The organism is Pseudomonadota bacterium (assembly GCA_039815145.1).
GTDB lineage: Bacteria > Pseudomonadota > Gammaproteobacteria > Steroidobacterales > JBCBZW01 > JBCBZW01.
The window spans coordinates 1-22,510 of record JBCBZW010000080.1; the positions used below are offsets into that span (position 1 = coordinate 1).

Here is a 22,510-nt window from a genome sequence, read left to right on the forward strand (position 1 = left end):
CTGCTCGGCACGGCACTGCTGGCCGGCGCGATCTTCTTTCACGTCGCCACGCCCCTCGGGATCGCCGTGCAGTTTCCGGGCGAAGAGACCCCCGACAGCAGTTTGTTCATGCTCGCCGTCGCCGCTTTCACCTGCTGCGTGGCCCTGGTGCTGATGAACGTCCGCCGCTTTCGAGGTGAATGAGGTGGAGAGCCAAGCATCGATGAGCCACCGCGAGGGAGCCGCCTAACCACCATGAGCGCTCCCACCCCGCCCTGCGACGTCGACGCGTATCCGCCCCATCGCGACGCGCTGCCCACGACCCATCAGCGCTCGGGTCGCTACACCCTGCGCTTTGCCCAGGATCAGCACGATCTCGACGGCATCACCAAGCTACGCTTCGAGGTGTTCAACCTGGAGATCGGTGAGGGCTTACGCAGCGCTTGGGAACGCTGTCGCGACGAGGACGAGTACGACCCCCACTGCCATCACCTGATGGTGACCACCGCAGGCGACGGCGGTACGGAAGAGGTGGTAGGCACCTACCGAATGCAAACCTTCGCCATGGCATGCGGCGGTCAGGGCTTTTACTCGGACGACGAGTTCGACCTGTCACCGCTCGAACCGATCCTGCCGCAGGCGGTGGAGCTCGGCCGCGCCTGCATCGCCCGCGAGCATCGCAACCAGCGCGTGCTGTTCCTGCTCTGGCGCGGCCTCGCGGCCTACGTCAGCGCCAACGGCATGCGCTACTTCTTCGGCTGCTGCTCCCTCACCGGTCAGGATCCAGTGGAGGCTGTGCAGGTGCACGAGCACCTGATCGAGACGGGCAGTCAGCACAGCGAATGGCACACGCCCACCCGGCCGGCGTACGCCGCGCCGGAAGTCTCCGCGCAGGCGCTGGCGGGGCGAGGTGACGCGGCGGAGATTCCCCCGCTGATGCAGCTTTACCTCGACTACGGTGCGCACATCGTGAGTCCGCCCGCGATCGACGCGCGCTTCAACACGATCGACTTCCTGGCGCTGTTCGACGTGGCGAGCCTGAATCAGCGCGTTCGTCGCATGTTCTTCGACTAGGTCCATCGCGTGCGCCGTGCCCTGATGTCCCTTCGCCTAACCGCATTGATCGTGGTCACGGCGCTCCTGTACGCCGTACGCTGCGCCGGCCTGCCCCTGCGCCGGGTGTCCACCGGCGCGGCGCGTGGATGGCGCGATCTGGTGATGGGGTGGTGGGCGCACGCGGTGACGAGGCTCATCGGCCTGCGACCGATCGTCTCCGGTCCGCTGCCGAAGCCCCCCTTCGTCCTCGTCACCAATCATCTGGGCTACGTGGACATCTTCCTCCTCGCGCGCTACCTGAACGGCGTGTTCGTGGCCAAGGCCGATCTGGCGCGTTGGCCCCTGGCGGGCACGATCATCGCCTCGATGGATACGATCTTCGTCGATCGCGAGCGCAAGCGGGACGTCATGCGCGTGAACCAATGCATCGCTCAGGCCCTCGATGCCGGCGAGGGCGTGATCCTGTTTCCCGAAGGCACCAGTAGCGACGGCGCTACCGTGCTGCCGCTGATGCCCTCGCTGCTGAGCGTGCCTGCGAGCCGTGAAACGCCCGTGTGGTACGCCGGGATCCGCTACGAGACGCCGACCGGCGAGGCCCCTTCCGGGGAGGTCGTCAGCTGGTGGGGAGATGATGAATTCGTGCCGCACCTGCTACGCTTGCTGCAGGTGCCGCATTTCGTAGCTCGCCTGCGCTTTGCTGAGCACCCAATGCTCGGGAATGATCGAAAGAAACTCGCCGGCGAGCTGCATGCAGGCATCAGCGCCCAGTGCGCGATCCAACCAACGTGAAACCGACCCACGTGACCAACACTCAGCATCTGATTCGCGATAACGTCGCCTTCCTCCGCCAGGGTATCGCCCTGCTGCGCGCCCTCAGCGACGAACGCTATTGCCAGGCTCGACCGCCCCTCTACGAGAGCAACGTCGGCGCCCACTTTCGCCATGTCTACGACCATTACCGCCAGTTGCTCGACGGGTTGGGCGCCGGCCAGGTGGATTACGACCAGCGCCAACGGGACCCGCACATGGCGGCCGATCGCTCGGTGGCGATCACCCGCCTGACCGCGCTCATCGCCGATCTGGAGCGCCTGGCCAGTGATCCCCCGTCCTCGCCCCTCGGCGTCAGACTCAGCTCGAGCGCCTCCTCACGCGAGGAGGAGATCGAAACTCCGAGCACCCTCGCACGAGAGTTGCAGTTCCTGGTCAGCCACACCGTGCACCACTACGCCCTGATCGCCTTCATTCTGCGCAGTGAGGGGCTGGAGATCCCCCGTGGCTTCGGGGTGTCGCCGTCGACGCTCGAGTATCAAGACGGACAGGCACGTCACGCCGCTTGCTGAGCTACGGGTGCCGTGACCGCCCGAATCGCCCTGCTGTGGGTCGCCCTGACCCTCCTCAGCCACGCCTGGGGCCTGCTGCGCCCGCCGGCGCCTCCGCACAGCGCCGAGGACCCCGTCCCGCAGCAGTGCGCGCAGGCCCCATCCACGGCCGCACGACAAACATCCCCCATCACCATGCGCAGCTACGGCCCCGCGACCGACGCGCCTCGCCTGCTGCTGCTCTTACCGAATTTTTCTGCTAACAAGGCGCTGATCAGCGGCTTGAGTCGGGAGCACCACCTGCGGGTCCCCGATCTGATGCATGCGGACGTGGATGCGCTCGCCGGCTGTTTGCGCGGGCGTGGCTCGATGGACCCTTCCCACGTCATCGGCGTCGGGCAGGCAGCCCCGCTAGCCGCCGCCCTCGCGGCGCACCACCCTGATCTGGTGCGCTCGGTGCAATGGGTCTCCCCGCGCGGCATCGCCGAGTTGGAGGGCGTGGGGGAATATCACCTCAACGAGGCGGCCCGCATTGCCCAGCACTGGATACTCACCGCCCTACGCTTGGGAACACCACACTTCGGTGCCCTGGATGGGTTATCCCGATACGACGTCCCCTCGAGCCTGCGGACGGCGGCGACCCCTCGGGCCCTGCCCGACAACCTGCGCGCCATTGCGATGCCCGCCCAGGTGCTCGTGGGAGCGCTCGACGACGCGCGCAGCCACGCCCGCGCCGACGAGTACTCCCGCCTGGTGGCCCACAGCGAGCGCATCATCCTCGACGCCGCCAGCGTAGCGTCGAGTCCTGGCAAGACGCCGGGACTTATCGCGGCCCTCAGGGAATTCGTGGACGCCAGCGCCACGGCCCCTGACGCCACCCGCGCGACGCCCGATCGCCAACAGGCCGCGACCGCCCCTTTCGACTGGGCCAACGTGCCCCCGGTGAACGGCCAGCAGCTGTTGGCCCTGCTGTTGCTGCTCATGCTGGCCACCTACGTGACCGAGGATCTGACCTGCATCACCGCCGGTCTCCTGGTGGCCCGTGGCGTACTCGGCTTCTGGCCCGCCACCCTCGCCTGCCTGCTCGGCATCTTCACCGGCGATCTCGCCCTGTACTTCCTCGGTCGCGCCCTGGGACGCCCCGCGCTCAGGCGCCGCCCCCTGCGCTGGCTGCTGACGCCAGCGCAACTGGCCCGCAGCGAAGCGTGGTTCGACCGCCGAGGTGCGGCGGTCATCATCCTGAGCCGCTTCGTGCCGGGATCGCGGGTGCCCTGCTACGTCGCGGCCGGTGTGCTCGGCATGCCCTTCTGGCGCTTCACCGCCTTCTTCGCCCTGGCCGCCGCCCTGTGGACGCCGTTGCTGGTGGCCCTGGCCTGGCTGGTCGGGGAGCGCGCCGTGCGCTGGCTGGAGATGTGGGGTGTCTGGGGTATCCCGCTGACCCTTGGCGCGGTGTTGCTGCTGTACCTGACCATTCGCACCATCACCGGCTTGTCGACCCACCGGGGGCGACGCCTGCTCTACGCGGCCTGGCAGCGACGACTGCGCTGGGAGTTCTGGCCCCCCTGGCTGTTCTACCCACCGATCGTGCTCTACATCCTGGTGCTCGGCATTCGTCATCGAGGACTGACCGTGTTCACCGCGGCCAACCCCGCCATGCCCGCCGGCGGCTTTGTGGGCGAGTCTAAGGTGGCGATCCTCGGCGGCCTGGGACTCGATCACCCGCATGCGCTACCGGCCGCCCTGCTGCCACAGGGGGAGCCGACCGCACGCGTGGCCTTCGTGGAGCAGTTCGTCGAGCAGCACGGCCTCGGCTACCCCTTGGTGTTGAAGCCCGATGCGGGGGAGCGCGGGCGCGAAGTCGCCATCGTGCGCGATGCGCCGGCGGTGCTCGCCTACCTCGCCGAGCATCCCCAGCCCACGCTCGTGCAGGCCTTCGCCCCGGGGCATGAGTACGGCGTCTTCTACTACCGCCACCCTGACGAGGCCGAGGGTCGCATCCTCGCCATCACGGACAAGCGCCCGGTACACGTGACCGGCGATGGTCACCGACCACTGGAGTCCCTGATCCTCGATCACCCCCGCGCCGTGTTTATGGCGCCACACTTCCTCAAGGTGCACGCGGCGCGCTTGGACGAGGTGCCCGCCGCCGGCGAAGAGATTCCCTTGGTGGAGGTGGGCACCCACTGCCTCGGTTGTTTGTTCCTAGACGGCAAGGCGATGCAGACCCCCGCCCTCGCTCAGGCGATCGACCAGCTCAGCCGGCGCTACGATGGCTTCTACTTCGGCCGCTACGACATCCGCACGCCGTCCTCCGAAGACTTTGCCGAGGGCCACAACTTCAAGGTAATCGAGCTGAACGGCGTCACCTCGGAGGCGACCAGCATCTACGATCCTGGCAACAGCCTCCTCGAGGCCTACCGGGTGCTCATGCACCAATGGCGCCTGGCCTTCGAGATCGGGGCCGCCAACCGCGCTCGAGGCATCCGACCGAGTTCGATCGGCGAACTCCTCGCGATGCTGCGGGCCGCCCGCGCGGCAGCCCGCGTCCCGCCCGCGAGCTCAGACGCCGAAGATCGGCGCGACCCGCTCCACCAACCACCAGGCGCCTAGGCCTGCAATCGCGAGAGACCCCGCGCCCATCGCCGGTCGGCGCCACCCCGTGTGTTCGACGGGAAGCCCGAGGCGTGCCCACGGGGCCACGGCCACCAGGAGTACGGCCAACACGATCGCCAACTGCCCGAGTTCCACGCCCACGTTGAAGGCGAGGAGACTCAGCACCAGGGTGCCGCCCGCAAGGCCCGTGTCGCCCAGGGCGCCGGCGAAGCCAAAGCCATGCAGCAGACCGAAGCCAAACGCCAGCACCAGGCCGGGCATCGGCGATACTCGCCGCAGATTGGCGACCGCCGCCACCACCACGGACAGGGCGATGCTGCTCTCGACCAGGCGATCCGGTAGCGCGACCACGTGGAACGCGGCGAGCAACAGGGTGATCGAGTGGGCCACGCTGAACACAGTGACCAAGCGCGCCACCGACAGCGCCGTGGCCGTCCGCGAGCCGCGACGCAGACCGACGAGCAGCGGCAACAGCAGCACCCCGAGAAACGCGAGGTGATCGAACCCCGTCCAAATGTGCCGCGCGCCATCCAACATCCAGTAGGCCAGGCTATGAGCTTCGTGGGTCGCCCCCGCCCCATCGGGTCCGGTGATCGCCACCTCGGGATGCGTGCGATCCAGGATCGCGAGCGGCGCGAGGCCTGCGTCGTTCCCGGCGCCGCCGGTGTAGACCAGCTGACGATGCCCGCGAGGCAGATCCTTCAGCAACTCGGCCGTCAAGGTAACCGGTGCACTGCCTGGAGGCAGGCGGTAGCGCACTCGCCACGCCGCCTGCCCGGGCTCGTCCGCCACCGAGCGGAACTCGCTGGGGCTCACCGCCTGACCCGCGACGCTAATGGTCTCGAAAGGCGCTGACAGGCGTTCGGTTGACAACGTGGCCAGCTCTTCACCGTTGAAGCGGTAGTGCAGCGCCAGGGCGTCGTCCTCCTGGGTGATCGACACGGAACTCAGACCCGCCTCATGGCCCCACGCCACCGCGGTGGCGAAGAGCATCAGGCACAAGCCCACCCCAGCTGCACGGCCTGCACCACGACGGCGGCCGGGTGCGCGATTGGCGCACCCGACCTCCGTGTCAGCGCAGACCGTGTGCTCAGCGCGAGCCACGGCCACTGGTCCGACCGTTCTGCGGCGTGGACTCGTAGGGGAACACCTTGTTGAAGCCCGTGTCGTTGCCGTTGACGTTGTCACCGGCCACCTGGATGAACAGGGGCAAGGTGCGCAGATCGCTCAGCAGTGCGGACACAGCGATGTCCACCACGTCATCACCGAAACGGCGCCCGTTCGGCCAGCCGCCAGGGACCAGACCGCCGTTGCCGAAGGGATCCTGGATCTGGCTCTGCACCACATCACCGCCGAAGATGGACAAGGACGAGAAGCCTTCGTCATCCGGGTTCAGGGCGTCGTCCGACCCGTTGCCCGCGAGGCGCACGGCAGGCGTCGAGAGATCGACCTTGATCACGTCGGGGATGTAGATGCCCGCAATGTCCGTGCGGTCCGTCTCGATCGCATTCTCCAGGCCAGTCCCCGGCACCACCAACGCGTTCAGGAGCGCGGCGAGTTCCGGCGTCAGGGCGTAGGTGGCAAACAGCTCGGCATCACGCTCCGGCGTGGTGCGGCTGTACAGGTCCGAGTCGGCGATCGCCACCAGGCCTTCGTTGAACAACGGATTGCCCTGGCGCGCCACCTGCACGAAGCGGCCCTGCTTGCTGTCGGGCACCGCCTCGGGGTCGTTGCTCAGCACATTGAAGCGACGACGACTCGTCGTGGCATGCACGCCGACCACCTGCAGATCATCCTCGACGATGTCCGCCAGGGGGATCTCGAGGGCGATCAGGTGGATGTTGAAACCCGCCTGGGCGTCCACACCGGGGTTACGCAGCTGGAGCAGATCGAACACGGCCTGGATGTCACCGAAGAAACCGTCGTCGCGCTGACCGGCGAAGGCCCGGTAGCCACGGTCCAGTTCCACGATGCTCTGCTGGGTGTAGCGATCGAGCTCTTCAAACGTGGCGACGCCGTTCTTGGCCGGATTCTCACCGTCATCGCCCTGGTTGTAGAAGGGGGTCGCGATGCCCTGGTTGTTCGGCGGCACCAGGCCGTCGCCGAGGGTCACGATATCGTTGGAACGGGCATTGGCGCCGCGGCGATCGATGCGCGTGACCGTGTAGTCCTGGGTGAGGTTCTGGGCGTCGTCGTCCACGTTCTCCACCACACCGAGGTAGGACTGCAGCACCGTGTTCTCGTTCTTGAAGCGGGTGGTGAAGTCGAACACGTAGGAGATGCTGGTGCGACCGGCCGCCACGTCGTCGCCGAGGGAGAGATTCAGCGAGTAGCGCACGTCGTCGTCGAAGTTGTATTTGTGCGGACCGATCCCCGCAAACTCGAAGGGATAGGTGGCGAGGGCCACCACCAGGCGCTTCTGCTCGTCGCGCTCGGTGACGAACGCGTAGACGTCCGTGGTGTTTGCTGCCGGATCGAGGGTGATCAGCGGCGCGTCCATGTGACTGGAGGCCAGGGCGGTGCCCGTGGCGCCGGCGAGCGCTACGGTGAGCGCTGCGGACAGTCCAGCGTTTACGAATTTCCTCATTGGGTAAGTCCCCTTGATGTTGCTTTGATATCGCCCCGCACGAGGTGTCGGGGCGCAGGTACCGCGTCCCTAGGACCAGGGACGGCGATAGGCTTCGATCGCTGCCCGCGCCACCGTCTTCGGGTGGGTGAGCAGTTGATCAAAGAGGGTGCGCTCCGACGGGAGCAGCATGTGTTGGTAGGCGCGTGCGCAGGCCACTTGCTCGGCGAAACGTTGCGAATCTCCCAGGCGCGCGCTCAGTAGCGCGCCGTGCAGGCACACGCGCGCCCCGCGTGTATCGAAGGCGCTGGCCGCCTCGGCGTAGCGAGCGGCGAGGTCCAGATCGTCGGCTTGCAGGGCAGCGAAGGCAGCGGCAGACAGGGTGAGCGGGTCTTGGCGAGCTTCGAGTTCCGCTTCCGCCAGCGCGAGCGCGCGTTCCACGTCGCGCCCGTGGGTGGCCAGGAACAGGGCACGCGTGCGCCCGTCAGCGGTGGTGCTGAGCAACGCCTGTTCCTGCGCCTGCGTCTCCTCACCGCTCGCCCGCAGCGCGTCGACCAGGGCCCAACGATGGGCGGGCAGTTCGCTCACGGCGGCGGCCCGTCGCAGGTGGACCACGGCGCCGCCCGTATCGCCGGCACCCAGCAACAGGCGACCGCGCAGGTAATCGGCCGCGGCCAGGTCTGGCACGATCTCGGCGAGCGCATCCAGCGTCCGCTGCGCCGTGGCGACGTCCCCCTGCTGCCACTGCAGCTCGGCGAGTCGGATCGCGATCGTGCCGACCACGTAGGGATCCGCCGTGCGCAGGCTGGCCGCCGCGCGCGTGAGCATCTCGCGCGCGCCCGCCACATCGCCGAGCATCCACCGCAGCTCCCCTGCTCGCTGGTAGGCCTGGGGCCCGGGCCGCTGGTCGGCCACCGCTTGGTAGGCGACCCGCGCGCGCTCGAGATCACCGATCTCCAGTGAGACGTCGCCGAGCAGTGCGTGGTCGTGCCAGTGACCGCGCGTACGCACGAGGCCGTGAGCCAGCTCCCGCGCCTGTGCGAAGCGATGCTGCTGGTGGAGCGTATGGCCGAGCAGCAGCTCGCCGGCGAAGTTACGCTGGGGGGTACTCGAGGCCTGCAGGCACCTCGCCGCGTGCTCGGCGAGGGTGAGCAGTCCTTCGTCTTGATGGGCGCGGGAAGCCCCCACGTAGGCCCACCCGAGGCGCTCGATCCACGCCTGGTATCGCATCTTGTTAGGTGACGCATCGGCGATCGCTTCGCGCTGGTAGCGACGAATCTGCTCGTCGATGGGTGCGTCGCCGCGGTGGGTAACGAGCGCGATCGCGCAGTCGGCACTGGGGGACGACGCCTGGGCCATCGTGGCATTCACGCCCTGCGTCGGCTGTGAGGCGTTCCCGCAGCCACCTAACACCCCGGCAAGCAAGAGCAACGCAGCAACCCGAAAAACAGCCCGAGTGTTCCCTACGATGCGCCGCGGCATGACGGTGGGAGTACGAAGGCTTGCGATGGGAGATCTGGTCGAGTGCATGGGCGTGTCCTGCTGGTAGCTGTCCCCCTTCTACGGACGACTCCAGGATCCGGATGCACTTGCGCGAATCGGGGTGGCCCGCTACGGTCTCGCTCCCATCGGATCGGGACGACCAAGGACCTCGCCAGCTCGTGGCCACCGCCAGCTCCACAGACACCAAGGCACAAGATGACGATGCCCTCGTCGCCCTGCTATCGCGCACGGCCGACGGCGACCGCGTCGCCTTCGCCGAGCTGTACCGCCTGACCGCGGGCGCGCTCTTCGCCGTGCTCAAGCGCATGCTGTCCTCGAACGAGGCGGCGGAAGATGTGCTGCAGGACGTCTACGTGAGCGTTTGGCTGAAGGCCGGCGAGTACAGCGAACAGCGCGGCCGCGCCCTGACCTGGCTGAAGAGCATCGCGCGCTACCGCGCGATCGACGCCTTGCGTCGCCTCGGCCGTGAGCGGCCCTTCGGCGACCACGAGCTGGAGAGCATCGCCGCCGCCTACGCCCTGCCCACCGGCGATGAACGCAAGCTCCATCACTGCATCGACGAGCTGAGCGCAGACCAGCGCAACAGCGTGCAATTGGCCTATGCTGGCGGCTTCACGCAGCAGGAGATCGCGGCCTCCCTCGCCATGCCCTTGGGTACGGTCAAGAGTTGGATAAGGCGTGCCTTGGGAGCGCTCAAGCGGTGTATGGACCGATGAAGTACACCGACCCAACGCTGCTCGACGCCCTCGCCGCCCGCTACGCGCTGGGCACGATGCGTGGACGCGCCCGCCAGCGCTTCGAACGCCTCATGCGCGAACGCGCGGACGTAATGGCCCAGGTCGTCGACTGGGAGCGCCGCTTGGAAGCCCTGGATCCCCCGGCGGGTGAGACGCCAGCACCTCCCGCGCGCGTTTGGCATCGCATCGTCGATCGCTTGGGACACGCGCCAAATGACGAGTTGGCGTCGCGGCGTCAACGCCAACGGCCCAAGCCCGCGCGGCCATCAGCCTTCACGGCGCTCGCCGCCGGGATCGCAGCGCTGCTCCTGGTGAGCGGCACCTGGTTCGTGGCGCAGCAGGTGCAGCCCCCGAGCGAGGTGCTCGAACGCGCACCGGCCTACGTGTCGGTGATCGCCAACGCCGACGGGGCGGACGTCTGGCTGGTGCAGGTCTACGACGATCCAGCGCAGTTGCGGGTGCGGGTCAACTCGGCGCCAACGCCCCTGGACGATCGCGTCTACGAGCTATGGATGTTGCCGGACGACGGCGTTCCCGTTTCCCTGGGCCTGTTGCCGACCTTCGGTGCGCTGCGCACGCAGGTGAGCGCGGTGGCCCTGGACGCCTTGGCTCGCTCGGCGAACCTGGCGGTCAGCACTGAGCCGCCGGGGGGATCACCCACCGGCCAGCCAACCGGCGATGTGGTGTTCGTGGCGCCGCTCGCGAGGGCGGAGATCTAGCCGGCGCGGCGAATGCGCCTGGACCCTCCTCTGGCCTGCGTGTCGCGAGGCGCCGTCGGTCTGGCTGCACCCACAGCCGGGGCCTGTGCGGCGCGGGCGAGGATCCACGGCGTGAGTTCGTTGGCAGGCATGGGCGGGGCGAAGTAGTAGCCCTGCGCCACGTCGCAGCCGTACTCGCACAGACACTGCCACGCCTCCTCGTCCTCCACGCCTTCGGCCACCACCGAGAGGCCGAGGTTGTGCCCGAGGTCCACGGTCGAACGCACGATCGTGGCCAGGCGCGGATCCTTGCCGATGTCACTCACAAAGGCCCGATCGATCTTCAGCTCGTGCACCGGGAGCTGCATCAGGTAGGCCAGAGAGGAGTAGCCGGTGCCGTAGTCATCGATGGCGAGCTTCACGCCCAGCGCCGCCAAGTCCTCCAGCACCTTCAGCGCGCGCTGCGGCTCGCTCATGAAGCCGCTCTCGGTGATCTCCAGGCACAGCGCGCGCGGCGGCAAGCGATACTCGCGTAGCAACTCGCCCACCTGGCTGGGCAGATGCTCGCTGAGCAGATCACGTGTGGAGACGTTGACCGCCACCCGCAGCGCCAGCCCACCGGCACGCCATTCAGCGCACTGCTTGAGGCCAGCTTCGATCGCCCACAGGGTCAGCTCCTTGATGAAGCCCGTCTGCTCCGCGAAGGGAATGAACGCATCGGGTGGGATCAGGCCGCGCTCGGGGTGGATCCAGCGAATCAGCGCCTCCACCGAGCGTACCGATTCGCTACGAACGGATACCTTCGGTTGGAAGAAGAGCGTGAGCTGCCCCTGCTCCATCGCCACCTGCAGGTCTGAGAGGAGGGAGAGCTGGGACTGCTGTCGATCGGCGACCGGCGAGTACTCCACCACCATGACGTGATCGCGCTTCGAGGCGTACATCGCCTGCTCGGCATTGCGCAGCAGGCTGAGCGCATCCCTGCCATGCTCCGGCGCTCGCGCGACGCCGATGCTCACCCCCACATCGAGGGATTGGCTGTCGTACCAGAAGGGCTTGCGCAGCAGGCCACTCACCTCCCGCGCCAGCGCCAGCGCACGCTCGGCGCGGCCGTCGTGGAGCAGAATGGCGAATTCGTCCCCGCCCAATCGGGCCAGCACGTCTCGATCGCTCAGCACGGACCGCAAGCGATCCGCCACCTGCTTCAGTACGTAGTCCCCCACCTCGTGCCCGAGCGTATCGTTGATGTTCTTGAACCTGTCGAGATCCATGCTGAGCACAGCCCGAGGCGTCTTGGCACCCCCCTCCTCCTCCTCGTGCAGCAAGCCATCCAATCGAGCCTGGAAGCGTGAGCGGTTGGCGAGCCCGGTGAGGGCATCGCTGTACGCCAAGCGCAGCACCTCGCTCTCGCGCTTGAGGATCGCGGTGCGCATAGCATCGAGGGTGCGCGCCAGGGCGCCGAGTTCGTCACGGCGGGTCGAACGGATCGGCGTGCGGTACTCACCGCGCTGCAGGCGCAAGGCACTGCGAGTGAGCGCCCGAAGGGGGCGGGTAATGGATCGGGCCAGCAACTGCACGGCCAGCACGCATGCGAGGAGCCCTGCAAGCGCTCCCAGGAAGAAGGCCCGCGGCAGATTCAGGGTGGTCTGGAAGCCATTCTCACCGCCCGTGATCGTCGGCTCGAGAGCGCTGAGGTCACCGCTCACCAACACCAGCAGGTTGGTCGCTTGCACGAGCACCACCACGGCCACGATCGTCACCGCGACGCGCAACCGCAAGCCAGCGGCTAGGGAGCGAGAGCGTCGGTCAGCAGTGCGAGACACGGATCGGCGACATCCTGGCGGCACGTGGGGGTAAGAGTCAAACGGTACGAGAGTGCGCATTTGCGGGCCACGGCACAGGTCACTTGTCGCACCCTGGCGGACGCTGGATCCCGCCCAAGCCCGCCATTCTGTGACGCCTTCGTGCTGCTCCGCTCACGTGGTCCGCCGCACCCCGTGATGCACGTCACAGGGGCAGAGTTCACAGTGATTTACATCATCGGAGAAACCGTGAAGTTTCCGCCGGTCAAAGGTCAACGTCACGGCGCGCGACGCGTTGTTTGGCAGGACGGAACCTAGGCTGCACTGCCCTCCCCAGCGCACAGCGCGGGCTGCTCGCAGCGTTGACCACGTAACAAGGGAAGGAACCACATTATGAACAAGCTGATCATCACCTTGCCGCTTATGGCGGCGCTGATTCTCGGCACCAGCACCAGCGCGCTGGCCGATAACCACAGCGGGGATAAGGCTGAGCGTGGCGAGCGCGCCGCCGAGCGCCTCGACCGCAAGGGCGATCGTCGCGAGGAGCGTCTGGACAACTCCGGTGAGCGCAAGGACGAGCGCCTCGACCAGCGTGGTGAGCGCGCTAACGCGAAGCTCGATGGCAAGAGCGAGCGCGCCGAAGCCGCTGGCCGAAACAACATGGCCGAAGCGCTGGATAAGAAGGGCGACCGCATCGAAGAGCGTGCAGACCGCAAGGGCGATCGCATCGAGGATCGTCGCGAGACCCGCGGCGACCGTGCCGATGAGCGCCTCGATCGTCGCGGCGAGCGCATCGAGGAGCGCACGGGCGACGACGACAACGCCTAAGGCCTGGCTTAGGAATCTAGGGGGCGACGACCTTGTTCGTCGCCCCCTCCTTCGTTCTGTTGTTCGATTTCCCGCTGCAGTTTCTTCGTCAGCTTGGCGACCACCAGCGCGTAGGAATGGCGCAGCAGTGCTTCCAGGTCTTGCGCGGGTAGTGGACAGCTGGCCGGATCCACCTGCACCCACTTCGCTCGGGCCAGATATGGCGCGGGCGCGATCCCAGGCACGCCGGTGAGTTCGAGGAAACGATCCGGGTCCACCTTGAACGAGTAGCGGGAATCCTCGGCGAGCCTGGTGACGGCGAACATCTTGCCGCCGACCTTGAACACCACGGCGTCCCCCCACTGCACCTGCTCCGTCGCCGCCCGCATGGTGCGACATAGCGCCTTCATGCGTTCGCTGCCCAGCACGGCCGGCTCAGCCTTCGCTCAGGCGCACGGGAGTACCGAAGCAACGCACCGGTCCGCTCGGGCCCGGTACCTGAAAGACCTGCTCGCGGGCCAGGGTGAAATCGGCCACGGTCACCGTGCCGTCGCCGTTCAGATCGGCATCCGCGTCATCTGTGAACAGGCGCTCCACCAGCAAGCGCAAGTCGGCGATGGTCACGCGACCGCTGTCGTCGAGGTCCGCGTCGCAGACGTTACCGTAGCCATCGCCGTTGCTATCGCGCTGGTCGGTATTCGCGGCCTGGGTGCAGTTGTCCCGATCATCGAGCACGCCGTCGCCGTCGGAATCGAGGGGATCGCTCACCTCGAGCACGTAGACGGCTCCCGCATCGTCGGCTGCCGCGTCGTGGCTCCAGGCGCTCACGGCGAGCACACCGTCGGGCGAGGCGGACATCTGGCGTCCGAACAGATCCCCCACCGCCACGTCCTCGGGACTGAACTTCGCGGCCTGGCCCCAGGCCCCATCGGCGCACTCGTCGCGACGGAAGACGTAGAGCGCGCCGCCGAGGGGACCGCGGGTGCCGTCGTCGGGCGCCCCCGCGATCAGGAGATCGGGAGCGAGCCAGGTGAGGCCTCGGCCGAGATTGTCGCCGGCGACGGTGTCAGTGCTGAGGAGCTTGGCGGTTTCCCGCCATCCCACGGGCGCGTCGTCGTCGCGAGCGAACAGATAGACCGCGCCGGCGCCCGGAGCGATGTCGTCTACCTCCGGTGCGCTGACGGCGAGCAGGTCGCCGGAGAAGGCCCCGCGGGCCGCGTACTCGTCACCGGGCTGCAGATCCGCCGGCACGAGCTGGCCGAGTTCGAGCCAGGCGCTGGGATCCTCACTGCTCTGCTCGAACACCCACAAGCCGCCGGCATCCGTGCCCGCCCCGTCGGCGCGGCGGCTGCCCCCGACCAGGCGCGACGCACCGGGATTTTGCCCATCGAAGGCCCCGCCGCCGAAGTTATCGCCGGGGGCTGCAGCGAACGGTACGACCTGGGCCTGCTCCACCCAGCTCTCGCCATGGCGCTCGAACACGAATAGACCGCCCGCATCGGCAAGGCCCGCGGGATCGTCTCGCGTACAGGGCATCAGCAAGCGATCGGCGTCCAGATCGCTGATGGTGCACGCGTCCGCGGCGCTGGCGCCGCTGGCGATGAGCTGCTGTTGGAACTGCCAGGTGGCCTCCGACTCGTCGTAGGCGAACAAGGAGACGCTACCGCCGTTCGGGGCGCCCGGGAGATCGTCGCGCCGTGCGCCGACGGCGATTAGGTCCCCAAGGACCCTTACCTGACCGAATTGATCGCCAGCTTCTCCGTCGGGCGCAAGCAACTTCTGGGTCTGCTGCCACGCCGCGCCGTCGAACTCGAACACGTAGACGGACCCGGAGGCCTGGCCGTTGTCATCATCCTCGAGGGCGCCCACCGCGATCCGCTGGCCGTCCGTCCAGACGGAGAAACCGAACTCATCGCCCGCCTGGGCATCCGCTGCGGTGAGCTTCTGCAGCACGGTCACGTCGACGTCGGCCAGCAACGCTAGCGGGCAGAGGAGGATGGGCAGGAGAAGTGCAGTGGAGACTGCGCGCCGCGAGGGGCGTCGGGGTGGGGGCATGGCGAAGTTCCTTCTCGCGTGTGTTCCTAGAGGGCTGCAAACCCAAGCGCTAGTCGGCGGCGGAGTCCCTCATGCGGCCGTGCTTCCCTCACAGCGCTCGAGGAGCTGATAGACCGTGCCGTCGCCGATCAACGCGCCCGTGTCAGTGTGAGCCAGGCCAAGGATCCGGCGCAACGCGTCCCCATGGCGCGCGAGGCGGGCGTTGAGGGCCTCTGCCACCCGTTCGGCGAGGGTCGGCAGCACGCCGTCCACATCTGGTTCGGGCGGCACCTGCGCCAGCGTGTCCGCCGCGTCGCGCGCAAGGATAGCCAGGCAGCCCAGGAACTGCTCACGGACGAAGGCCCGCCCGGCCTGCGAGCGCACGTAGGCCACCACGGGCTCCATGTCCCGCGACGGCGAGGCGCCGCGACGAATGAGCGATTCGCACAACATCGGGTTGCCGTCGAGGAGTTCGTGCTGCAGCGCCAGCTCCCATTGGCAGTCGACCAATTGCTGCTCCAAGCGCGCCTGGTCGCTGGTCTGCACCGTCTCGGCCTGCCAGGCTGAGGGCTGCAGCTGATCGCGCGTAGCGCGGAAGAGCGAGCGCACGGCCCAGGAGGCGAAGTCGACTTCGCCACCCGGCAATGTGACCCAGGTCTCCTCACTCACAGGATGGGCTTGTGTTCGCCTACGCGCATGCGGTGAACGTAACACCTCGCCCCGTCGCGTAGCGGGCGCGAGGGCGCAGCTTCGCACGCGGATTTGCGCGACTGGTTGGCAGCCCGGACGATAGGCTTGACCCTCACGCCACGAGAGGGTGCAGCTTGCGGCTGTTACACCAGAAGGAAGCATGCTGTGTTCAGGATCGGTCAGTTCTCTCACCTCGCCCGGGTCTCCGTGCGCCAGCTGCGCTTCTACGACGAGATCGGCCTCCTCTCCCCCGCCCACGTCGACGCGAGCAGTGGCTACCGCTACTACACGGCAGCCCAGTTGCAGCGGCTCAATGAGATCCTCGCCCTCAAGCGCCTCGGCTTGACGCTGGAGCAGATCGCCGCCGCACTCCGCGAACCCACCGACATCGAGGAGCTCCGGGAGCTGCTCCAGCATCAGCGCGAGCAAGCGCAAGCGTTGATCGCCGAGCAGGAGGCGCGTTTCCGCGAGCTGGATACCCGCTTGCGTCAGCTGGAACGTCGAGGCGCACTCGCCGACTACGACATCGTGCTCAAGCCCGGCTTGCAGCAGTGGTTGACCTCCTTCACGCAGCGATTCCGCGACGTCGAGCACATCGTGATGCGGGCCCAGGAATTCGCGCGCGCGGCGAAGCGTCAGCTGCCGCGCAACGCGATCCAACACCTGGTGATCGCCTACGAAGACGAGGGATTCGACCTCGAGGACGTCACCCTGGAGGACGGCACCACCGCCCGCGTGCGCCCCATTCGCGATCCCCAAGCGCTGCTGACCATGGTGCGATCGGGCACTCCGGACCTGTTCCACCCGGGCGTACGCCATTCTGAGGCCGTTCGTGGCCGCGAATGCGGCACTGGCGCCGAGCGCATGTGCCACACCTACGACGGCCAGTCGTTCCACGAGCGCTTGATCGAAAGCGATGAGGGGCGTTGGGTAGTGCAGGTACTCGCAGGCATGCCCGCCCGCCACGCTCAGGTCGAGATATCGGCAACGCCAGTGGACGCCCGGGTCACCACCCTGCGCTTCGTCGCCCAGTTCGACTTCCCATTTCCCATGTCGCTCATGAGCCCCTTGATAAGGCGTCGCTTCGCCAAGCTACTCGATCAGCTGATCGTGGGACTCGGCGATCATCTCGAGACCGGTCGCGAGGTGGGGAAGAACGGCACGCTCGGTGGCCCGATCGACCCGATCGGTGCAGCACGGGTTCCCGCCTAGCCACTACCGGACCGCTGCCGGGCCAGCTCGCCGCTGGCCCGACCCCGGCAGCGCCGCCCTGCCAACCCAGCCGAGAGGCCACTACACTGTGGCCCCATGAACGCCGACGCTGCACGCCGCTACCTGCCCCACGGGGTCATCGCCGCCGTCGCCCTGCTCGCCATCGCCTTCCCCGGCGAGACGGGGGCGCGCGTACAAGGACTCGCCGGGGCGTTTTTGCGCCACTTCGACTGGCTCACGCTGCTCGTCGCGAGCGGAGCGGTGCTGGTCTGCGCCGTGGTGGTGCTGCTGCCAATCGGCCGACACCGCATCGGTGGGACCACGGCCACGCCGGAGTTTCGCCTGGTCACCTGGCTCTCCATGCTCTTCGCGGCGGGCATGGGGGCGGGCCTCGTGTTCTGGGGGGCTGCCGAGCCGCTCATCCACTTCCTCAACCCGCCGCCGGGCGGCCCCGCACCCGCCTCGGACGACGCCCGCCGCCTGGCGCTCGCGCTGACCCAGTTCCACTGGTCCCTGCACGCTTGGGCAGTCTACGCGGTGGCGGCGCTCGCCATCGCGGCCTTCGCCGGACGCGGGCATGCCCCCCTGCCCTCGAGCCCCCTCGTGCCCGCCTCCGGGAAACTGCGGCGAACGGTCGACTGGATCGCCCTGATCGCCGTGCTCGTGGGCGTAGTGGCGAGTGTCTCCGCCGGCGCCCTGCAGATGGGTGCCGGCGTCGCTCGGGTGAGCGGCGGGAGCTTGCCGAACTCGCCCCTGTCGCAGAGCGTACTGCTGGTACTCCTGACCGCGGCCTACCTCACCTCCGTGGTCGCGGGACTGCGACGGGGCATCGCGTTCCTGTCCAACGTGAACATGGGACTGGCCCTCGTGCTCGCCCTGTACTTCTTGTTCGCCGGGCCCACGGCGCAGATCCTGACCGCCCTGGGCGAGAGCGCTAGCGCCTACCTAAGTGAATTGCTATCGCTTTCGACGCAGCTTCGCGCCGAGGGGGAAGCGCGCCAGTGGACCCGCGATTGGAGCCTCACCACGCTGCTGTGGTGGATCGCCTGGACACCCTTTATCGGCACCTTCATCGCTCGCATCAGCTACGGCCGTCGCCTGCGCACCCTGGTGCTCGGCGTATTGCTGGTCCCCACGCTAGTGACGTTGATCTGGTTCTCGCTGCTAGGAGGCACCGCGTTGCACCTGGCAGCCGAGGGCGTCGACCTCGGCGTCTCCGACTTCGCGACGGCGCCCGCCGCCACCTACGCCGTGCTCGAGCATCTGCCCCTGACGAAATTGACCCAGAGCCTGACGCTGCTGCTAGTATTTACGTTTCTGCTTACCAGCGCTGATAGCGGCGCCTACGTCCTTGGGATGTTCTCGCGTGGCACGATGGAGGATCCACCGTTGGCCGAGCGCTTGTTCTGGGGCCTGGTGATCGCCGTGCTATCGGGGGCCGCGATCCTCTCCGCCGGCGGTCAGTCGGTGGTGCGCGCGTTTGCCGTGTCCGGCGCCATCCCGATGGTGCTGCTGCTCGCCGTGCAGGCTGGCGCCCTACTTTATCGCTGGACCTGGTGGGTCCAGTCGCACACCACCACACGCTCTGCAACGGAAAGCCCATGAGCATCACCATCGTCGATGCCGACTACGACAATCCGCTCCACTCCCAGCACATCGTGGAAATCACCAACGCCTACGCCCAGGACGACATGGGAGGCTCGGCGCCTCTGCCTGAACCCGTGCAACGCGAGATGGTAGCAGGCCTTCGGGCCACCCCCGGCGCCAGGAGCTTGCTCGCCTACGAGGGGGAGACGCCGCTCGGCGTCGCGAACTGCTTCATCGGCTACGCCACCTTCAAGGCCAGGCCCCTGATCAACGTGCACGACCTGGCGGTGATGCCGCAGGCCCGCGGCCGCGGTGTCGGCAAGGCGCTGCTCGACGGCGTGGCGGCCCGCGCCCGCCGTATGGGGGCTTGCCGCGTCACCCTCGAGGTGCTCGAGAACAACCCCGCCCGCCGCCTCTACGAGCGCGAGGGATTTGCCTACGGGGATCCGCCCTACCTCTTCATGACCCGTTCCCTGGAGTGATTGTCCGGTCAAGTTTCTGACGCTGGCGCCGATAGATCGGGTACACCTTCGACCGGCAGCCTTACCTGTGAGACACGAACCCTCCAGCGATCGATTCCATTTGGGCTTTCGCGACAGCCTCCGCGTACTACTCCCCTATTTGCGGCGAAATTTTCTCAACCAGCTGTCCGGGATCTGGTTCATCGTCGCGTACCTGATCGCCTTCCAGTGGTTCGTGCTGCACCTGCCCCTGGTCTACGCCGCGATGATCGGGATCGGCCTGCTCGTGGTGTGCGCCGGGTTGATGTTCTTCATGGAGGGCTTGCGCCTCGGTTTGATGCCCCTTGGCGAAGTGTTCGGCAGTTACCTGCCACGGCGCAGCCCCATGCTGGTCATCCTCGCCCTGGCATTCGTGCTCGGTGTGGGCGCCACCTTCGCGGAGCCGGCGATCGCCGTGCTCAAGGCGGCCGGCGCCGGTGTCAAGGCCAACGAAGCCCCCCTGCTGTACAGCTTGCTCAACGACTTCGCCGGTCAGTTGGTACTCGCGGTGGGCGTTGGCGTGGGGGTTGCGGTTGCCCTCGGCGTCCTGCGCTTCTTCTTCGCCTGGCCCCTCAAGTACCTCGCGATGCCGATCGCTGGCCTGCTGCTCGTGCTCACCTGGCTCTACTCGCGAAACCCCGTGCTGAGCGACGTGTTGGCGCTGGCGTGGGACTGCGGCGCGGTCACCACGGGCCCCGTCACCGTGCCGCTGGTGTTGGCGCTCGGCATCGGTGTGTGTCGCGTCGTCTCCAGCGGCAGCGGCAGCGGTGGCCACTCGGGCTTTGGCATCGTCACCCTCGCCTCCCTGTTTCCAATCCTCGCCGTGATGTTGCTTGGCTTGCTGCACTTCGTGCTCGACGACTACTACGGCGGCCGCTACTACACGGGCGACACGGTTGCCGCACTCAGCACCACGACCGACCAGGATGAGCGCCTGCTGAAGGTTCGCGAAGACCCGATCAGCAGCGAAGAGTTCGCCCGCTACGCCGCCAGCGGCGAGCTGCCCCGAGGCTATCTGCTCGGCTTCGAGGGCGGCGACGTGACCCTGGAGGACGGCCGCATGGTGTTGTCCGGCTCCGACATCGTCATTCGCAAGCTTCACCAACGTCCCCTCTCCCTGGTCACGGACCAGCACTGGGACAACGAGGTGTCGATCGCCCAGCGCGTGTGGGGCGCCGCCCTGGATGCCCTGCGCGCGATCGTCCCGCTCTGCCTGTTCCTCTACATCGTCTTGCGTCTGGTCTTACGCCAACGCCTGGCCGAGGGCAACGACGTGGCCATCGGGGTCAGCTTCGCGCTCTTCGGCATGATGCTGTTCGGCCTTGGCATCACCCTCGGGCTCACTCCCCTAGGCGCGCAGCTCGGCGGCAACGTGCCCCTCACCTTCGCCACCATCGTGCCCTGGGGCCTCGATCACGCCGAGCTCGCCATGTTCGATTCGCCTGCCTTCGGCAAGATGATCGCCGTTGCCTTTGGGTTTTTCCTCGGCTACGGCGCCACCCTGGCAGAGCCTGCCCTCAACGCCCTGGGCGACACGGTGGAGCGCATCACCGTGGGCGCGTTTCGCAAGCGCCTGTTGATGCAGAGCGTGGCGGTCGGAGTCGGCCTCGGCATCGCGGCCGGGGTGGTCAAGCTCGCCTACGGCCTGCCGCTCGTGTGGTTACTCCTGCCCGCCTACTCGGTGGTCCTGGTCCTCACCTGGCTCTCACCTCATAGCTTCGTCAACTTCGGGTGGGACAGCGCCGGCGTGACCACCGGCCCGATCACCGTGCCCCTGGTGCTGGCGATGGGCCTTGGCATCGGGGGCAGCGTGCCCGGCGTCTCCGACGGCTTCGGCGTGTTGGCGCTGGCCTCGGTCGGCCCGATCCTCACGGTGTTGACCGTGGGCTTGTACACGCACTACCAGGAACAGCAAGCACTCTCCAGGCAGCGGGCCGCCGAGAGTTTCGAAGAAGAGGCGGTCATAGCCGCTGTGGAGGTATCGGGCTGATGTTTAGCCAACAGCACGAGCTGTCCGTGGTCACTGCCGTCCTGCCGAGCACGGTAGCCGAACACGTCATCGAGGTGCTTCACGCCCAGGCCCACCGCGCCATGTTGGTGTGGAAAGCCCGCGGCACCACGGTGCGCGACCGGTGGTACGCGCGCTGGCTGCCGCCGATCAGCCCCGCCAAGGTGATGTTGCAACTGGTCGTACCGCAGAGCGACGTCGACGCCGTGCTCGCCACCATCGTCACCGAGGGACGGCTGCACATGCAGGCCACCGGCGCGGTGTTCGCCGTGCGCTGCGAAGCGGCCTTGCGCGGCAGTGGCTTCGCCTGCCCGGGGGATGACTACACCACTGGGGGTACCGACACCGAGCATCCGTCCGACAGCCTGCGCCACAACCTTCGTCTGCTGAGTTGCGTGGTGGCCCACCAGTACAGCGAACGGGTCGGCCGTGCCGCCATCGAAGGCGGCGCGCATGGCCCGATCGTGCACTACGTGGAGGGACGTGGCCTTCGCGACCGCCTCGGTTGGTTACGGATCACCAAGGAGCATGAGAAGGAAGTGCTGATGGTGATCGCCGATGAGGAGGATGCCGAGGAGATCTTCGATCGAATGGCCAGCGTTGGGGAGTTCCACCTCCCCGCTCGCGGCATCATGTATTCGATGGAGGTCGACAAGGGCATGTTCAACCTGCCCGGCCTGATCTCCCACCACCATCATGCGGCGAACATGCAGCAGATCATCAACGCCATCGATCACCTGCAGGGACACTCCCACTGGCGCGATCAATCGGTCTTCGACGTAGGCGCAGGCGGGCGTGGCGCGGGCATGAAGATCAACGCCCCACGGCGCAGCGTCGACAACCAGCTTTCCCTGAACACCATCGTGCGTCGTGACGACATGGACGAGCTGATGGCGGTGATGCTCAACGCCGGCGCGCCCGGACTCAGCATGCACTTCTCGCGCATCGCCGAACCGCAAGAAGAGCGCGTGTCAGCGGCGAGCCCTGCCCGGGTGAGTCGCGAGTACGCTCACCTGCGCTGCATCACCGACCGCATCTCGGCCGAACGGATTTGTCAGGCGCTGGAGGCGGCATCTTCGAGCGGCAAGGTGAACGACGTGTTCGCCTACACCACGGCCGTGCCGCGGGTGGCCATGTACGTGCCGGGCAAGCGCAACTACCGCAAGGCGAGTTAGCTGGGGAGGTCTTCGGCGCTCGCCACCACAGCGACGAATTGCAGCCGGCGCACCGCCTCCACGCGGGCGAAGGCTTCGAGCGATTCGCCCGGCAGATCGATCAATCCTCCTTCCCCGTCCACCCAACGGGCACCCAGGGACGCCAGATCCGCGGCCGAGAGCGCCTCCCCGTCGGCCATCGGCGCTGGGGCGAGTTCTACAGCCACTCGCACACGTCGCGTCTCACC

Annotated in this window: 21 protein-coding genes; 13 read left to right on the forward strand and 8 right to left on the reverse strand. The window is 67.5% G+C overall.

Annotated elements, in window-relative coordinates; translation table 11 throughout:
* The 5 genes from AAF184_17220 to AAF184_17240 all read left to right on the forward strand — a co-directional run.
* On the forward strand, positions 1 to 183 hold a 183-nt coding region (locus AAF184_17220; GenBank protein ID MEO0424082.1), incomplete at its 5' end, for a hypothetical protein.
* A gap of 51 nt (positions 184 to 234) precedes the next feature.
* The gene (locus AAF184_17225; GenBank protein MEO0424083.1) at positions 235 to 1,053 is read left to right on the forward strand and encodes a GNAT family N-acyltransferase; all 819 of its coding nucleotides are present in this window, start codon (positions 235 to 237) and stop codon (positions 1,051 to 1,053) included.
* 24 nt (positions 1,054 to 1,077) lie between these two features.
* Positions 1,078 to 1,824 (forward strand): lysophospholipid acyltransferase family protein, encoded by a 747-nt coding sequence (locus tag AAF184_17230; GenBank protein MEO0424084.1) that lies wholly within the window; start codon positions 1,078 to 1,080, stop codon positions 1,822 to 1,824.
* Positions 1,821 to 2,375: a DinB family protein gene (locus tag AAF184_17235; GenBank protein MEO0424085.1), complete on the forward strand. Its 555-nt coding sequence runs from the start codon at positions 1,821 to 1,823 to the stop codon at positions 2,373 to 2,375. The genes AAF184_17230 and AAF184_17235 overlap by 4 nt, the downstream gene beginning before the upstream one ends.
* A 12-nt stretch (positions 2,376 to 2,387) precedes the next feature.
* Positions 2,388 to 4,964: a VTT domain-containing protein gene (locus AAF184_17240; protein MEO0424086.1), complete on the forward strand. Its 2,577-nt coding sequence runs from the start codon at positions 2,388 to 2,390 to the stop codon at positions 4,962 to 4,964.
* Here AAF184_17240 and AAF184_17245 read toward each other — a convergent pair.
* The 3 genes from AAF184_17245 to AAF184_17255 all read right to left on the reverse strand — a co-directional run bounded on the left by AAF184_17245 (position 4,914) and on the right by AAF184_17255 (position 8,904).
* Entirely contained in the window at positions 4,914 to 5,960 is a 1,047-nt protein-coding gene (locus AAF184_17245; GenBank protein ID MEO0424087.1) for a HupE/UreJ family protein, read from the reverse strand. The genes AAF184_17240 and AAF184_17245 overlap by 51 nt on opposite strands.
* A 97-nt stretch (positions 5,961 to 6,057) precedes the next feature.
* Positions 6,058 to 7,554 (reverse strand): DUF4331 domain-containing protein, encoded by a 1,497-nt coding sequence (locus AAF184_17250; GenBank protein MEO0424088.1) that lies wholly within the window; start codon positions 7,552 to 7,554, stop codon positions 6,058 to 6,060.
* 69 nt (positions 7,555 to 7,623) lie between these two features.
* A complete protein-coding gene (locus AAF184_17255) occupies positions 7,624 to 8,904 on the reverse strand; it encodes a hypothetical protein (GenBank protein ID MEO0424089.1) in 1,281 nt (426 codons plus the stop codon).
* 290 nt (positions 8,905 to 9,194) lie between these two features.
* On the opposite strand from AAF184_17255, the gene AAF184_17260 reads away from it, so the two are divergent.
* The gene (locus AAF184_17260; protein ID MEO0424090.1) at positions 9,195 to 9,752 is read left to right on the forward strand and encodes a sigma-70 family RNA polymerase sigma factor; all 558 of its coding nucleotides are present in this window, start codon (positions 9,195 to 9,197) and stop codon (positions 9,750 to 9,752) included.
* On the forward strand, positions 9,749 to 10,492 hold the full coding sequence (locus AAF184_17265) for an anti-sigma factor (protein MEO0424091.1): 744 nt from the start codon (positions 9,749 to 9,751) through the stop codon (positions 10,490 to 10,492). Before AAF184_17260 ends, AAF184_17265 begins: the two co-directional genes overlap by 4 nt.
* Here AAF184_17265 and AAF184_17270 read toward each other — a convergent pair.
* Positions 10,489 to 12,291, reverse strand: a complete 1,803-nt coding sequence (locus tag AAF184_17270; protein ID MEO0424092.1) for an EAL domain-containing protein — start codon at positions 12,289 to 12,291, stop codon at positions 10,489 to 10,491. The two genes, AAF184_17265 and AAF184_17270, sit on opposite strands and share 4 nt — an antisense overlap.
* A 372-nt stretch (positions 12,292 to 12,663) precedes the next feature.
* Here AAF184_17270 and AAF184_17275 point away from each other — a divergent pair, with 372 nt between their 5' ends.
* A complete protein-coding gene (locus AAF184_17275; GenBank protein ID MEO0424093.1) occupies positions 12,664 to 13,098 on the forward strand; it encodes a hypothetical protein in 435 nt (144 codons plus the stop codon).
* Positions 13,099 to 13,106: 8 nt separating this feature from the next.
* On the opposite strand, the gene AAF184_17280 is transcribed toward AAF184_17275, so the two are convergent.
* From AAF184_17280 to AAF184_17290, 3 genes are all read right to left on the reverse strand, one after another.
* Positions 13,107 to 13,505, reverse strand: a complete 399-nt coding sequence (locus AAF184_17280) for an MmcQ/YjbR family DNA-binding protein (GenBank protein ID MEO0424094.1) — start codon at positions 13,503 to 13,505, stop codon at positions 13,107 to 13,109.
* Positions 13,506 to 13,512: 7 nt separating this feature from the next.
* Complete coding sequence (locus AAF184_17285; protein ID MEO0424095.1) at positions 13,513 to 15,132, reverse strand: hypothetical protein; 1,620 nt, start codon at positions 15,130 to 15,132, stop codon at positions 13,513 to 13,515.
* 69 nt (positions 15,133 to 15,201) lie between these two features.
* The gene (locus AAF184_17290) at positions 15,202 to 15,780 is read right to left on the reverse strand and encodes a hypothetical protein (GenBank protein MEO0424096.1); all 579 of its coding nucleotides are present in this window, start codon (positions 15,778 to 15,780) and stop codon (positions 15,202 to 15,204) included.
* A 186-nt stretch (positions 15,781 to 15,966) separates the two neighbouring features.
* Here AAF184_17290 and AAF184_17295 point away from each other — a divergent pair, with 186 nt between their 5' ends.
* From AAF184_17295 to AAF184_17315, 5 genes are all read left to right on the forward strand, one after another.
* Entirely contained in the window at positions 15,967 to 17,013 is a 1,047-nt protein-coding gene (locus tag AAF184_17295; protein MEO0424097.1) for a MerR family transcriptional regulator, read from the forward strand.
* A gap of 96 nt (positions 17,014 to 17,109) precedes the next feature.
* Complete coding sequence (locus tag AAF184_17300) at positions 17,110 to 18,618, forward strand: BCCT family transporter (GenBank protein MEO0424098.1); 1,509 nt, start codon at positions 17,110 to 17,112, stop codon at positions 18,616 to 18,618.
* Positions 18,615 to 19,082 (forward strand): GNAT family N-acetyltransferase, encoded by a 468-nt coding sequence (locus AAF184_17305; protein ID MEO0424099.1) that lies wholly within the window; start codon positions 18,615 to 18,617, stop codon positions 19,080 to 19,082. The genes AAF184_17300 and AAF184_17305 overlap by 4 nt, the downstream gene beginning before the upstream one ends.
* Before the next feature lie 67 nt (positions 19,083 to 19,149).
* A complete protein-coding gene (locus AAF184_17310; GenBank protein MEO0424100.1) occupies positions 19,150 to 21,090 on the forward strand; it encodes a DUF1538 domain-containing protein in 1,941 nt (646 codons plus the stop codon).
* Positions 21,090 to 22,283 (forward strand): hypothetical protein, encoded by a 1,194-nt coding sequence (locus AAF184_17315; protein MEO0424101.1) that lies wholly within the window; start codon positions 21,090 to 21,092, stop codon positions 22,281 to 22,283. Before AAF184_17310 ends, AAF184_17315 begins: the two co-directional genes overlap by 1 nt.
* Here the strand turns inward: AAF184_17315 and AAF184_17320 are convergent.
* On the reverse strand, positions 22,280 to 22,510 hold a 231-nt coding region (locus AAF184_17320; GenBank protein ID MEO0424102.1), incomplete at its 5' end, for a hypothetical protein. The genes AAF184_17315 and AAF184_17320 overlap by 4 nt on opposite strands.